At 58.0% G+C, this 13,712-nt stretch carries 12 protein-coding genes and 4 pseudogenes; 13 read left to right on the top strand and 3 right to left on the bottom strand.

The window, feature by feature from the left end:
* The first annotated feature begins 12 nt into the window (after positions 1–12).
* From ACM6IR_RS10975 to ACM6IR_RS10960, 4 genes are all read left to right on the top strand, one after another.
* Positions 13–906, top strand: a complete 894-nt coding sequence (locus ACM6IR_RS10975; protein ID WP_414907724.1) for a LysR family transcriptional regulator — start codon at positions 13–15, stop codon at positions 904–906.
* A gap of 179 nt (positions 907–1,085) precedes the next feature.
* The gene (locus ACM6IR_RS10970) at positions 1,086–1,739 is read left to right on the top strand and encodes a hydrolase (RefSeq protein ID WP_414907723.1); all 654 of its coding nucleotides are present in this window, start codon (positions 1,086–1,088) and stop codon (positions 1,737–1,739) included.
* A 68-nt stretch (positions 1,740–1,807) separates the two neighbouring features.
* On the top strand, positions 1,808–2,236 hold the full coding sequence (locus ACM6IR_RS10965; RefSeq protein WP_414907722.1) for a DoxX family protein: 429 nt from the start codon (positions 1,808–1,810) through the stop codon (positions 2,234–2,236).
* Between the two features lie 10 nt (positions 2,237–2,246).
* Positions 2,247–3,842, top strand: a complete 1,596-nt coding sequence (locus ACM6IR_RS10960; protein ID WP_414907721.1) for an MFS transporter — start codon at positions 2,247–2,249, stop codon at positions 3,840–3,842.
* Positions 3,843–3,867: 25 nt separating this feature from the next.
* Here ACM6IR_RS10960 and tnpC read toward each other — a convergent pair.
* A pseudogene (gene tnpC, locus ACM6IR_RS10955) lies at positions 3,868–4,575 on the bottom strand (IS66 family transposase); the annotation flags it as partial.
* Positions 4,576–4,903: 328 nt separating this feature from the next.
* Between tnpC and ACM6IR_RS10950 the strand changes: the two are divergent.
* From ACM6IR_RS10950 to ACM6IR_RS10920, 7 genes and pseudogenes are all read left to right on the top strand, one after another.
* Positions 4,904–5,011, top strand: a pseudogene (locus tag ACM6IR_RS10950) (arsenate reductase ArsC); the annotation flags it as partial.
* A gap of 9 nt (positions 5,012–5,020) precedes the next feature.
* Positions 5,021–5,392 (top strand): metalloregulator ArsR/SmtB family transcription factor, encoded by a 372-nt coding sequence (locus tag ACM6IR_RS10945; RefSeq protein WP_414907720.1) that lies wholly within the window; start codon positions 5,021–5,023, stop codon positions 5,390–5,392.
* Positions 5,393–5,396: 4 nt separating this feature from the next.
* A pseudogene (locus tag ACM6IR_RS10940) lies at positions 5,397–5,531 on the top strand (arsenical-resistance protein); the annotation flags it as partial.
* Positions 5,524–5,742, top strand: a pseudogene (locus tag ACM6IR_RS10935) (NADPH-dependent FMN reductase); the annotation flags it as partial. The pseudogenes ACM6IR_RS10940 and ACM6IR_RS10935, both read left to right, overlap by 8 nt.
* Positions 5,743–5,910: 168 nt before the next feature.
* Positions 5,911–6,915, top strand: coding sequence for an ArsJ-associated glyceraldehyde-3-phosphate dehydrogenase (locus tag ACM6IR_RS10930; RefSeq protein ID WP_414907719.1), 1,005 nt, complete (start codon positions 5,911–5,913; stop codon positions 6,913–6,915).
* Between the two features lie 9 nt (positions 6,916–6,924).
* Positions 6,925–8,145 carry an organoarsenical effux MFS transporter ArsJ gene (gene arsJ, locus ACM6IR_RS10925; RefSeq protein ID WP_414907718.1) on the top strand — a complete coding sequence of 407 codons (1,221 nt, stop codon included), beginning with the start codon at positions 6,925–6,927 and terminating at the stop codon, positions 8,143–8,145.
* A gap of 237 nt (positions 8,146–8,382) precedes the next feature.
* The gene (locus ACM6IR_RS10920) at positions 8,383–8,715 is read left to right on the top strand and encodes a hypothetical protein (protein ID WP_414907717.1); all 333 of its coding nucleotides are present in this window, start codon (positions 8,383–8,385) and stop codon (positions 8,713–8,715) included.
* A 59-nt stretch (positions 8,716–8,774) separates the two neighbouring features.
* On the opposite strand, the gene ACM6IR_RS10915 is transcribed toward ACM6IR_RS10920, so the two are convergent.
* Complete coding sequence (locus ACM6IR_RS10915) at positions 8,775–9,374, bottom strand: cupin domain-containing protein (protein WP_414907790.1); 600 nt, start codon at positions 9,372–9,374, stop codon at positions 8,775–8,777.
* Positions 9,375–9,442: 68 nt separating this feature from the next.
* Complete coding sequence (locus ACM6IR_RS10910) at positions 9,443–11,404, bottom strand: FAD-dependent oxidoreductase (protein ID WP_414907716.1); 1,962 nt, start codon at positions 11,402–11,404, stop codon at positions 9,443–9,445.
* A gap of 215 nt (positions 11,405–11,619) precedes the next feature.
* Here ACM6IR_RS10910 and ACM6IR_RS10905 point away from each other — a divergent pair, with 215 nt between their 5' ends.
* Positions 11,620–12,669, top strand: coding sequence for an ABC transporter substrate-binding protein (locus ACM6IR_RS10905; protein WP_414907715.1), 1,050 nt, complete (start codon positions 11,620–11,622; stop codon positions 12,667–12,669).
* 74 nt (positions 12,670–12,743) lie between these two features.
* Positions 12,744–13,538 (top strand): class II aldolase/adducin family protein, encoded by a 795-nt coding sequence (locus ACM6IR_RS10900; protein WP_414907714.1) that lies wholly within the window; start codon positions 12,744–12,746, stop codon positions 13,536–13,538.
* The last annotated feature ends 174 nt before the right edge of the window (positions 13,539–13,712 follow it).

Here is a 13,712-nt window from a genome sequence, read left to right as displayed (position 1 = left end):
CAGAGAGTGACAATGAATCCGTTCGAAGACATGCGTATTTTTTGCCAGGTCATGGACTCCGGCAGCTTCACGGCGGCGGCCGATCAGTTGGGCCTGTCCAAGCAATTCGTCAGCCGCCGGTTGATGCAACTGGAAGAACGCCTCGGCGTGCGCTTGCTCAATCGTTCGACCCGGCGGCTGGATGTCACGCCCCTGGGACAGAGTTATTACGAGTCGGCCTTGCGCCTGCTCAGCGAAGTCGAGCAAGTGGAGCAGGGCATCGCCGGCCAGACCAGCGAGCCTCGCGGTACCATTCGCTTGAGCGCGCCGCTGTCGTTCGCGGTGGCGCACTTGGGGTGTCTGCTGCCGGTGTTTTTGCAGCGCTATCGCGACGTCACGGTGGAAGTGGACTTGAGTGATCGTCCGGTGGATTTGCTCAATGAAGGCTTCGACCTGGCATTGCGCATCGGCGTGCTGGAAGACTCGACGCTGATCGCCCGACGCCTCGCCTCCATCCAGCGGGTGTACTGCGCGAGCCCGGCCTACCTGGCCGAACGCGGTACGCCGGTCAACCCCGAAGATTTGCACAGCCACGACTGCCTGCCTTACGGCCACGGTCGCCAGGTGCAATGGCGATTCGAAGGACAGGGCAAACCATTGACCGTGAACGTCACCGGAAGGATGCGAGTCAACAACGGAGAATTGCTCAAGGACGCGGCCATCGCCGGCATGGGCATTACTTATTTGCCGACGTTCATTGTCGGTTCGGCCTTGAAGGACGGGCGGCTGGTGCCGGTGCTGGACAGCTTCCGCCCTGAGCCGTTGACGTTATCGGCGGTCTATCCGCAGCATCGTCAGGGCTCGCGACCGGTGCAGGCGCTGATCGAATTCTTGCGTGAACGGCTGGATCGGACCGAGGACGCCTGAGGCGGTGGGCGTAAAAGGGATCTTTGTTTGTGGAACCCCTGCGGTAGATGGCTAAGCTTCCTGATGTTTGGCGAAAGAAGTTTTCTCGGCACAAATTTTCCGGATTCGCACATCCATACAATCGCTCTGCTCCAACGAAGCCGAAAATAGCCCCTCTCAAACGTATCTGGAGAAGTGTTATGGCAACCGCAAAAGCAGTACCAGGCAAAGGCCTGATTGATCCGAGCAACCACGCTCTGATCTTGATCGACTTTCAGTCGCAGATGTCATTTGCGACCAAATCCATCGACGCTGTCACACTCCGTAATAACGCTGCACTGATCTCCAAGGCAGCGAAGGAGTTTGGCGTTCCTTCCATTCTTACCACCGTCGCCGAAAAAAGTTTTTCGGGCCCCATGTTCGAAGAGATTACTTCGGTCTTTGCCGGCCAGGAGCTGATTGATCGGACCAGCATGAATACCTGGGAGGACGAGCGTATAGCCGTCGCCGTAAACAAGATCGGTCGCGACCGAATCGTTCTTGCCGGTCTCTGGACTTCGGTCTGCATTGTCGGCCCGGCGATCTCGGCTCTTGAACAAGGCTTCGAGGTCTACATCATTTGCGATGCGTGTGGTGACGTTTCAGACGAGGCTCATGAGCGCGCTATCGAGCGCATGATTCAAGCCGGTGCGCGTCCAATGACCTCACTTCAATACCTCCTGGAACTGCAGCGTGACTGGGCTCGCGGCGACACCTATAACGAGACGGTGAAAACTTCTATCGCTCACGGCGGCGCTTATGGTCTTGGTTTGATTTATGCCAAGACCATGTTTAACGCATCGGAAGGCCACTGATCTGTATTGCGCCTCTTCCTTGATTGGGGAAGAGGCGTACTCAGGCGAGCGGTGGGGAGCAATGGAACATGTCCACATCTGATATGAATACGACGACTGCACCGGATGTGGCGCTGTGTTGGCTACGCATTACCGGTGTACTGATGCTGTTGTTGGTGCACGGATTGCCTAAGCTTTTCAATTTTGAGCATGAACTGGCGTTGATCGAAGACCCGTTTGGCATGGGGGCTCGGTTGACCTTGTTTCTGGCAATTTTCGCGGAAGTGTTTTGTCCGATATTCATCGCAGTGGGACTTCTGACGCGCCTTGCGACACTGCCTGTTCTCTTTTTGCTGGTTGTATCGGTTCTCCGGGTTCATCCCGAGTGGAGTCTGGCGGAGGGCCAGTTCGCCTGGCTGCTGCTGATCATCTTCTCGACGATTCTTGTCGGCGGATCTGGAAGATTGGCAGTGGGTACGGGTCTCTCTCATCGCTGGCCACTCCTGAGCAAACTGTAGGGAGAAAATAGTGAGTGCGACGACTAAAGAGCAGGCACCGACAACTTCAGCCTGGCAACCGCTTCGCTATGGACTGTTTCGCAGTCTGTGGCTTGCCAGCATTGCATCCAGCATCGGGACGTGGATGCATGAAGTCGGTGCTGGCTGGCTGATGACCTCCTTGTCGTCCAGTCCTTTTATGGTGTCTCTGGTACAAGTAGCAGGTGCCGCTCCCATGTTCCTTCTCGCGCTACCCGCTGGCGCGCTGGCCGACATCGTCGACAAACGACGTTACCTGTTGGCTGTCCAGGCAGGGATGGCCGTCATTGCCCTTGCGCTCGCCTTGATCACCTTTGCGAACCTGATGAGCGCGACGCTTTTACTCCTGTTTACGCTGGCCATGGGGATTGGAACAGCGTTGACCATGCCGGCATGGTCAGCGTTAACACCTGAGTTGGTCCCAGCCAGTGATCTGCCCGCCGCGATTTCGCTGAGCAGCGTTGGGGTCAACGTTGCCCGAGCACTCGGACCGGCCATCGCTGGCATCATCATCAGCCTGGTAGGGCCATGGGCGACATTTGCCGTCAACGCCCTGTCTTTCTTTGGCGTTATCGCGGTGCTCGCCTTGTGGCGTCGTACGCCACAACCGTCCGTATTGCCGGCAGAACGCCTGTTTGGCGCTATACGTGTGGGTTGGCGCTATGCCCGTAGTTCACGCGAACTACAGCGAGTCATGGTGCGTGCCCTGGCTTTCTTTCTGGGCGCAAGCGCCGGTATGTCGTTGCTTCCACTGATTGTGCGAGGTGAGTTGAAGGGCAGCGCTGAGCAATTCGGGATCTTGCTCGGTTGCGTCGGTATCGGGGCGGTCGCGGGCGCAATGTTTCTGCCCGGAATTCGTCGTCATATTGCGGTCAATCTGCTGGTGGCATCGGCCAGCCTTACCTATGCGGCAGTATTGCTGGCTTTGGCATGGATTCGGGATTTCTATCTGCTTATCCCTGTGATGCTCATCAGTGGTGCTGCCTGGATCGCGGTATTGTCCAGTCTTCAGGTGTCTGCGCAAACATCGGTCCCTGCGTGGGTAAGGGCTAGGGCGTTGGCGGTCTACATTCTGACTTTCTTTGGCTGCATGGCCATGGGCGGTGTGGTGTGGGGGCTGATCGCCAGCTGGCTTTCGATCTCGATATCGCTGAGTTTTGCCGCTGTAATCATGGTGGCGGGAGTAGTGCTGGGCCGGTGGTTCAAACTGCCTGCGCTGAGCGCAGAAGACCTGGCCCCTTCGCTGCATTGGCCTCAACCGTTGATGAGTGTCGACGTTGATGGCGAACGTGGGCCAGTCATGATTACGGTCCAGTATGAGATTGACACGGCGGATGTCGATGCCTTTAAAGAGGCCATGGAAGAAGTGCGCAGAATGCGCCATCGCAATGGCTCTTTTTCCTGGCAATTGATGCAGGACACCGAAAATCCGCAACGGTGGATAGAGCTGTTTTTTGACGAGTCCTGGCTCGATCATCTACGCCATCACAGTAGAGTCACTCGCGCCGAGTTGAAAATTGAATCAGCCGCCCGGCGCTTTCAAATCGCTGGAAAGCCTGTACGTATTCGGCACCTGCTCAAAGGCTGACGGGTTAGTCTCACTCAGTTGCAATGGCATTGTTGTCGATTTCGATCCGGCCATCATCGCAGTAACGCGTCAGCGCCTGCCACCGATTGAGGGCATAGAGGATCGCACCGGCCAATGCCGATTTTTTCGACAATTGAGTCAGCGTCTGGTTAAGCCACGCGTGGAGTTGTTCCCGCAGCGGACTGTCCCGGCTTTACCGAACCGCTTTTCGTTGGTCGAGCGGTTGCCCTCCAATCTCGCTCTCGATGGCATACAGGACCGCAATCCGTTGTAGCGCCTCGCCGGCAAGTGGCGAAGCCTGGTCTTTGTAGACATCGTAAAACTTGCGGCGGGCGTGAGCCCAGCACGCGGCTTCCTCAATAGTGCCCGTGGCATACAACTGAGCAAAACCGGCATAGCCGTCAGCCTGCAAGATCCCGCTGAAGTGCTTGAGATGAGCGCGGGGATGCTGGCCCTTGCGATCCGGCGAATAGGCAAACCAGACCGCCGCCGGTGTCGCGTCACCGGCCGGTCGGTCGTCCCGCACGTACGTCCACAGGCGAGCCATTTTGGTCTTGCCGTTGCCCGGCGCGAGCACGCCAATCGGCGTGTCGTCGACGTGGACTTTGTGACCGTTCACGACGTGATGCTCAAGGGCGTTGAACAGTGGTCGCAGCAACTGGCTGCTCTGGCCAACCCAGTCGGCCAGGGTTGAGCGCTCCAGATCCACGCCCTCACGGGCGTAGATCTCGGACAACCAATCGGACTTGGCCTGCTGGGCTACGGTTTCGAAGGGCGGGTTAGGAGCGACCTGATTATTTCTTCTGCATGTCCAGGTGGTGAGCCTGGGAACGATCTGTTTCCGTGTGAGTGACAGATTTATTACATAAACCATATATGCATCGCCGCAGATATTCGATGAGGCCCGGTAAGCGATTTTCGTAGATAATGCAAGGCTTTCATTGAAGATGATCGGCGGAATCCAATCGTTGTGATGGTTAATGTGCCGTTGAGTCTTTATCTTTTATGCGGGAAAACATATATTCGGTAAACCGTATATGAGCTGAGACTTCACAATGACCAGTTTTGAGGACCCGGTCACCAGCCTCAAGCCCGATGCCTTCCGTCACACCCTTCACGAAATTCATGAGCGCATCAAGATGTTCGTCTTGGTCAAAAACAAGCACTGAGAAAGCGATATGGCTGACCATCTGACACCGACCACTGTTTTCAAATGCCTGGCTGACGACACTCGGGTCCGCACGATGATGCTCGTCACCCGTGAGAGAGAGCTTTGTGTTTGCGAGCTGACCTGCGCGTTGAACGAGAGTCAGCCAAAAATCTCCCGGCACCTGGCGCAACTGCGTACTTGCGGCCTGTTGTCGGACCGTCGGCAAGGCCAGTGGGTTTATTACCGACTGCACCCCCATCTCCCTGACTGGGTTCATCAAGTACTGACCACCGTACTGGAAAGCAACAAGCACTGGTTGAGCCCTGATGCCAAACGCCTTGATGAAATGGGTGACCGTCCAGAGCGTGTAGCCGTGTGCTGTGAAAGCAAAATCGCCTGATTCCGCCTTCGCCACAGTGATTGGCCCGTTAGTGGAAGTGCGGGTACTGATTTCCCTGGTCGGTGTTGCCCGCTGGTTGAAACGCCGCTGGTTCGATGAATCCAAGAGCGCCATTGCTCAGGACAAAGACTATGTTTGATGACCATATGCCCCAACTGAATACCGAACTGGTGACTCTCCCATCGGCTGACAAGCCAGGCATTGAGAAGATATCCACCCACAAGCCGCGCATTTTGCTGCTGTACGGATCGACCTGTGAACGCTCCTTCAGTCGCCTGATGGTAGAGGAGGCCGCTCGACTGCTGGAGCACTTCGGCGCTGAAGCGCGGATCTTCAATCCATCAGGACTATCTGGTTGATCGTTATTCCGAGCGCAAGCAGTCGGCGGAAGAACTCATGAAACGTGTCAATCAGCGCTCCATCTGAGGAATTTTTCACCGTCCTGCCCATATCGAATACATCGGCCCGTTCGACACCCGGTCGAACGCCCACTGACAACAGATACAGAGCACAACAACATGGCTATCAAAGTTGGCATCAATGGTTTTGGTCGGATCGGTCGCCTCGCTCTGCGAGCAGCCTGGAGCTGGCCAGAGTTTGAATTTGTGCAGATCAACGACCCGGCAGGTGACGCCGCGACTCATGCACACTTGCTGAACTTCGACTCGGTACATGGCCGTTGGAATTACCAGGCCGACTACGAAGGCGACATCATTGTCATCGACGGCAAACGAATCAAGGTAACGGCCAACAAGGCGATTGCCGACACCGATTGGTCGGGCTGTGATCTCGTGATTGAAGCCAGCGGCAAGATGAAGACCGTCGCTGTGCTGCAGGCTTACCTCGACCAAGGTGTGAAGCGCGTGGTGGTCAGCGCCCCGGTGAAGGAAAAAGGTGCGCTTAACATCGTCATGGGCGTCAACCATCAGCTGTTCAAACCGGCTGAGCATCGCATCGTCACCGCCGCTTCGTGCACCACCAACTGTCTGGCGCCAGTGGTGAAAGTCATCCACGAGAAGCTGGGCATTCGCCACGGTTCGATCACCACGATCCACGACCTGACCAACACACAGAGCATCCTTGATCAGCCGCACAAGGATCTGCGCCGTGCGCGTGCTTCGGGTATGAGCCTGATTCCAACCAGTACCGGCTCGGCCACTGCCATTGCCGAAATCTTCCCGGAGCTGCGTGGACGCTTGAATGGTCATGCCGTACGCGTGCCGCTGGCCAACGCTTCGCTGACTGACTGTGTCTTTGAAGTCGAGCGGGCCACTACTGTCGAAGAGGTCAATCAGTTCCTCAAGGACGCTTCGGAGAACGAGCTGAAAGACATTCTCGGTTTCGAGGAACGTCCACTGGTATCCATCGACTACCGTACCGACCCTCGCTCATCGATTATCGATGCGCTATCGACCATGGTCATCAACGGCACCCAGGTCAAACTCTATGCTTGGTACGACAACGAATGGGGTTATGCCAACCGCACCGTCGAACTGGCCAAAATGGTCGGTCTGACAGTCTGAGGAGCGGTCATGAAAGCGTTGTCAGCCCTCGCTCCGGAAGTGCGGCAGTACCTGCTCGTCACGGGTAACTACTGGGCCTTCACCCTCACCGATGGCGCCTTGCGCATGTTGGTGGTGCTGCACTTTCACGCGTTGGGCTACAGCCCACTTCAAATCGCGGCGTTGTTTCTGTTTTACGAACTCTTTGGCGTGATCACCAACCTGGTGGGTGGCTACGTCGGCGCCCGGCTGGGTCTGAACCGAACCATGAACATCGGGCTGGGCATGCAGGTCGCGGCGTTGTTGATGCTGACAGTGCCCTCGGCCTTGTTGACCATCCCATGGGTGATGGGCGCTCAGGCGTTGTCCGGGATCGCCAAAGACCTGAACAAGATGAGTGCCAAAAGCTCTATCAAGCTCCTGGTCCCCGATGGGCAGCAGGGCAAGCTCTACAAGTGGGTGGCGATCCTCACCGGCTCGAAGAACGCACTCAAGGGCGTCGGCTTCTTTCTTGGCGGAGCCTTGCTGGCCTTGATCGGCTTCAAAGGCTCTTTGCTGGCTATGGCGGGTGTTCTGGCGCTGATCTGGATCAGCAGTCTGGTCCTGTTGAGGAAGGACCTGGGAAAAGCGAAAGCCAAGCCAAAGTTTCGCGACATCCTGTCCAAGAGCCGGGCGATCAATATCCTCTCAGCGGCACGGATGTTTCTGTTCGGTGCCCGCGATGTCTGGTTTGTGGTGGCCTTGCCCGTCTATCTGAGCAGTGTCTTCGGCTGGGACTTCTGGAAGGTTGGCGGCTTCCTTGCGGTCTGGGTGATTGGCTACGGGATCGTGCAATCCTTCGCGCCCAACATCACCGGAAAGAAACGTGGGCACATACCGGATGGTCGTGCGGCATTTCTGTGGGCACTTGCACTGGCGGGGCTTCCTGCGGCAATTGCTCTCGGGCTGAGCACCGAGGTGTCACCACAGGTGGTGCTGCTCGGCGGATTAATGGTCTTTGGTGCGCTGTTCGCGGTGAACTCTTCGCTGCACAGCTACCTGATCGTCTCCTACGCCAAGGAAGATGGCGTGTCGCTGGATGTGGGTTTTTACTACATGTCCAACGCCATGGGCCGCCTGATCGGCACGGTGCTTTCCGGTTGGGTCTATCAGGCGTACGGACTGCAAGCGTGCTTGTGGATATCGAGTGCATTCGTGTTGCTGGCTGCCCTGATCTCTATCGCCTTGCCCAGGCATGCCGAGGCGATATGAGGCCGCTCTGAAAGTGGCTTCTCAAGCAGGGTGAATGTTTGATGAGCTCGATCTTTAGCGGCTGGCTGCGCCAGCTGCTACGGATTGCGTTGTTAGCCCAAAACCGGGATTTTTTTTGATTCTTCCCTGGCCTTATGATGAGTGCCGGTGAGCAGCCGGGCACTCAAGAAATACGGCGCATCCAGCTCATTAGCTATCATGCAATACAGAGCACATCACCGGATGACGGGAGGACGCATGAACAGATGGCGACTGCTTTGGTTGTCTGTGAAGCTGCTGGCAGCCGTTGCGGCCTGTCTGGCTGTGGCTTTTCAGGCTTTTCAATACATGCTGGAAAGCCCTGACGCAGTGCAAATTCATCCCTTGAGCATTGTGGGCGTCGGGCTGATTTTTGGCTTCGTCATCTATGGAGTCCTTGCACTGATTGAATGGGGTATCCGCAGTTTCGTGGCGCTTTTTGTCCGGGTTACTCCTCAACCTCCGGCAGAAGTTGAGAGCGATGTGGCGCTAGCACCGGAACCGCCACTCACCTTGGCATCTGATGATTCAACTCAGCAGAAAAATCAGTGAGCAGGGCTTCTCAGATCCATAGCGAATTTGCGCTGTGGACTTTTTTCGTTTGCACACGTTTAAAACGTAGGCGGCGTAATCACCCAAATCACCACTGCATCCACTTCTCCAGGATTCCCATACCGATGGGGCTCCTGGCTCGAAAAGCTGAAACTATCCCCTTCATTCAGCTGGAAATGCCGATCCCCGACCCACAACTCAAAACTCCCTGACAGTAAATACCCAGCCTCTTCACCTTCATGGCTGTAGCTCTGCTGGCTATACGTCCCTGGCGGAAACCGCGAGTGCAGCATCTCCAGTTGCCGATTTGGTTGTGGCGTCAGCAGGTGATCGACGATGCCATCTTCGTAGTGCACGCTCATCCGGCTGTTTTTGCGCACGACAATGCCGTCATCTTCCGGCGCAGTTTGAGTTTCGCTGGCAAAGAACCATTGAATGGTCACGCCCAGACTGCGGGCGATGTTGAACAGGGCAGGGATGGAGGGGTAAGCCAGATTCCGTTCAAGCTGGCTGATATAGCCCGCCGTCAACTCACTCATCTGCGCCAATTCCGCCAGGGTCATCCCGCGGCGTTTGCGCAGGCCACGAATGCGGGTGCCGAGAAAATGCGGTTCCGCCGTGGCGCTGTCTTGTGTAGGCGCACTGTTGGCAGGCGGCATCGTGCTGCTGTTGCTCATGGCGTGCTCCGAACCGGGGTTTGCGTAAAAGCCCCGGAGTATAAACAGCCTTAAAGCTCCCAGGCGACTTTCAGACCTTCGTAAATCGCTTCTTCGGCGGTGCGCGGTGCCAGGCAATCGCCGATGCGCCGGAACTCCACCAGGCCTTGCAACTCTGCGCCGAGGGTGTCCACCGGTTGGTGGCCCTGGCAGAGCACCAGCGTGTCGATGTTTTCGAACAGCATCGGTTCGCCGCTGGCGGTGTGTTGCAGGTAGACGGTGTTGTCGTCGCAACCGTACAGGCGGGCGTAGGGCGTGATCGGGATGCCGAGTTTGTGCAGTTCGCCGGCCAGTTGATCGCGTACGTACAGCGGCAGGTTTTCTGCGCAATGGGTGCCGTTGACGGCCAGTTGCACCTGATGCCCGGCGCGTACCAGGCGTTCGGCGATGCCGGGGCCGATCCAGTCGCAGCGCCAGTCGACGACCACCACGGAACGACCGATCTGGACTTCATCGCGCAGTACTTGCCAGGCATCTACGACCTGCAATTCACCGCCGCGCTCGAAGGCCGGCCAGTAAGGTTCGGCGCCGGTGGCGACGATCACCATGTCCGGCCGCTCGCGTTCCACCAGGGCCCGGTCGACGCGGGTGTTGCGCACGACGCGCACGCCGGCCAGTTCCATTTCGCGTTGCAGGTTGGTGCTGGCGCCGCCGAATTCGGCACGCTTTGGTAAGAGTTGCGCGAGCAATACCTGGCCGCCGAGTTGCGAGCTGGCTTCATAGAGGGTGACGTCGTGTCCGCGCTGGGCGGCCACGGCGGCGGCTTTCATCCCGGCGGGGCCGCCGCCGGCGATCATGATGCGTTTGCGCTGGGTGGTCGGTTGCCGCTGCCCGAAGATCAGTTCACGCCCGGTTTCCGGATGCTGGATGCAGGAAATCGGCAGGCCTTTGTGGAAATGGCCGATGCAGGCCTGGTTGCAGGCGATACAGGCGCGCACATCTTCGACGTGGCCGGTGTCGGTTTTGTTGGGCATTTGCGGGTCGCAGATCAATGCGCGGGTCATGCCACACACATCGGCCTGGCCACGCGCCAGAATCAACTCGGCTTCCTGAGGCTGGTTGATGCGCCCGGTGACAAACAGCGGAATCGACAGGCCAGCCTTGAACGTTCCGGCCTCCTTGGCCAGATACGCGGCTTCGATCGCCATGGGCGGCACGATGTGTACCGCGCCGCCCAACGAAGCTGAGGTTCCGGCGACGATGTGCACGTAATCCAAAAACGGTTGCAGCGATTGCACGGCGGCCAGGGATTCATCCTCGGTCAGCCCTTCGGGATCGCGCTCATCGGCGGAAATGCGCAGGCCGATGATGAAGTGTTCGTCAGTGTTGGCGCGCACGGCCGCGATCAATTCGTGCAGGAAACGCAGGCGTTGTTCCAGGTCGCCGTTGTAGCCGTCGGTGCGACGGTTGACCCGTGGGTTGATGAACTGCGCTGGCAGGTAACCATGGCTGGCGACCACTTCCACACCGTCGATGCCAGCCTGATACAGGCGACGGGCCGCTGCGCCGTAACCGGCGACAATCTCATCGATCATCGCTTGATCGAGCGCACGCGGCATCACCCGAAACCGCTCGTTGGGCACTGCTGAAGGCGAGTAGGCGACGGCCAGCAGGCCATCGCTGGACTCCATGATTTCCCGACCCGGATGGAAGATCTGCGACAGCACCACCGTGCCATGCGCGTGGCAGCTTTGGGCGATTTTTCGGTAACCCTCGATGCAGGCGTCGTCGGTGGCCATCAGCACATGGGAGGTGTACCGCGCGCTGTCATGCACCCCGGCCACTTGCAGCACGATCAGTCCGACACCGCCTTCGGCCCGCGCGGTGTGATAGGCGATCAACTGGTCGTTGACCAGGTTGTCTGTGGGCATCGAGGTGTCGTGACCGCTGGACATGATGCGGTTTTTCAGCCGTTTGCCTCGCAGCTGCAAGGGTTCGAACAGGTGCGCAAAAGCGGGGGACGAGGTCGGCATGGTGCGGGTACTCCAGACAGGCTGACACCGAAAGACCGGGCTGTCGGCGTTGTTATTATTTGCCTATAGAAATTTACCTGTAGTAAAAAATCAACTTGTTTTTTTACTGGTGCTCGCAGTAGATTCGTTTTGCGCCCGAACCTGGGGCGAACCTCACAACAATAAAAAGGGTCACGCGGCGTTTCGTCGAGTGGCACCGGCAAGAGGAACCACTGATGAAATCGAACACGCTCAAGCACGGTTTTTATCCCTTGTTGCTGTCCCTGGCCATGGGCCTGGGTAGCGCTCAGGCAGCACCGGACATGGTGGTGGTGGGTTACGGCGGTGCCGGCCAGAAAGCCCAGGACGTGGCATTTTTCCAGCCGTTCAGCGTCGCGGATCACAGCAAGCTGATCCAGAGCGAATACAACGGTGAGATGGCCCGGATCAAAGTGATGGTCGATACCGGCAACGCCGATTGGGACGTGGTGCAGATCGAAGGCCCGGACCTGATGCGCGGGTGCGACGAAGGCATGTACGAAAAGCTCGACTGGAAAACCCTGGGCCGCGCCGAACAGTTGATTCCCGATGCGGCGCAGGCGTGCGGCTCGGCGGCGTTGGTGTGGAGCGTGGCGATTGCCTATGACACGCAAAAGCTGGCGCAGGCCCCGACCTCGTGGGCCGACTTTTGGGATGTGAAGAAAATTCCTGGCAAGCGCGGCCTGCGCAAACGTGCGGTGTACAACCTGGAATTCGCCTTGCTGGCTGACGGCGTGAAGGTCGAAGACGTGTATTCGGTGTTGAACACGCCGCAGGGTGTTGACCGCGCCTTCGCCAAACTGACTGAACTCAAACCCTATATCCAGTGGTGGGAAGCCGGCGCGCAACCAGCGCAGTGGCTGACGGCCGGGGATGTGGTAATGACGTCGACCTACAGCGGACGTGTGGCCGCAGCGGCGCAAAGCGGCAGCCACCTCGGGTTAGTCTGGCCGGGCAGCCTGTACGGCATGGATTACTGGGCGATCATTAAAGGCTCGAAACATGTCGATCAGGCCAAGCGTTTTATCGCGTTTGCCAACCAGCCGGACGCTCAGGTCAAGTACGTCGAGCAGATCCCGTATGGCCCGACCAATACCGTAGCCGCCGCCAAACTGGACAGCAAACTCGCCCAATGGGTGCCCACCTCGCCGCAAAACCTCAAAGGCGCGCTGTCGATGGACGTGGCATTTTGGGTCGATCACGGCGAAGAACTTGAAGAACGTTTCAACGCCTGGGCCAGCAAGTAAGTGCCATCGGCTGGACGCCGTGCGCGTCCAGCCTTACTGTTCGCGCAGTCGATCAGCCTGGAGAACCACAACAAATGAACGAGATCGTCACGAACCTTGGCGCGACGCCTCAGCGCAGCGCAACCGAACAGCGCCTGCGTGAAGAGTTGGCCGCCTGTTATCGATTGATCGCGCACTTTCGCATGACCGATCTGATCTTCACCCACATCTCGGTGCGCTTGCCGGGGCCCGAGCATCACTTCCTGATCAATCCGTACGGGCTGATGTTCGAAGAAATCACCGCGTCCAATCTGGTGAAGATCGGCCTCGATGGTCGGGCCGTGGAGCCGTCGCCGTATCCGGTGAATCCGGCAGGTTTTGTGATTCACAGCGCCATTCACGGGGCTCGTGACGACGCGCAATGCGTGCTGCATACGCACACCAAAGCCGGTTGTGCGGTGGCGGCGTTGAAAGGCGGGTTGTTGCCGGTGAACCAGATTTCCATGGAGTTCTATGGTCGGGTCGCCTACCACGACTATGAAGGCGTGGCGCTGGACATGAGCGAACAGCAGCGCCTGGTGCAGGACCTCGGCGACAAGTCGGTGCTGATGCTGCGCAACCACGGTTTGCTGACCGTCGGTGCAACCGTGAGCCAGGCGTTTTTGCGCATGTATTACCTGGAAAAGGCCTGCGAAATCCAGTTGGCCGCGCAAGCGGCCGGTGAGCTGGTGTTGCCGCCGGTCGAGGTGTGCGAACACACCGAGCGCCAGTTCAACGACCCCGGCCGACCGCTGGAGGAGGGCCAGTTGAGCGACCCGGACGGTATGCAACTGGCATGGGCCGCGTTGTTGCGATTGCTTGACCGTGTTGCTCCGGGTTATAGGGATTGATCCGAATCTTACTGTGAGTGGGCTGACGTCATCGCGAGCAAGCTCGCTCCCACAGGGGATTTGCAGAGAGTCGCAGACCCAATGTGGGAGATTCTATGCTGCAGGGGAGCCCTGCAGTCTTGAATGTGGTAGGTATTCACTCTGGTTTTTCATGACGGTGAATGCCATCCGGCA

The sequence above is a fragment of the Pseudomonas sp. IT-P253 genome (assembly GCF_949768125.1).
GTDB lineage: Bacteria > Pseudomonadota > Gammaproteobacteria > Pseudomonadales > Pseudomonadaceae > Aquipseudomonas.
Note: the sequence above shows the minus strand (reverse complement) of the source record. Positions and strands in the feature narration are given on the sequence as shown.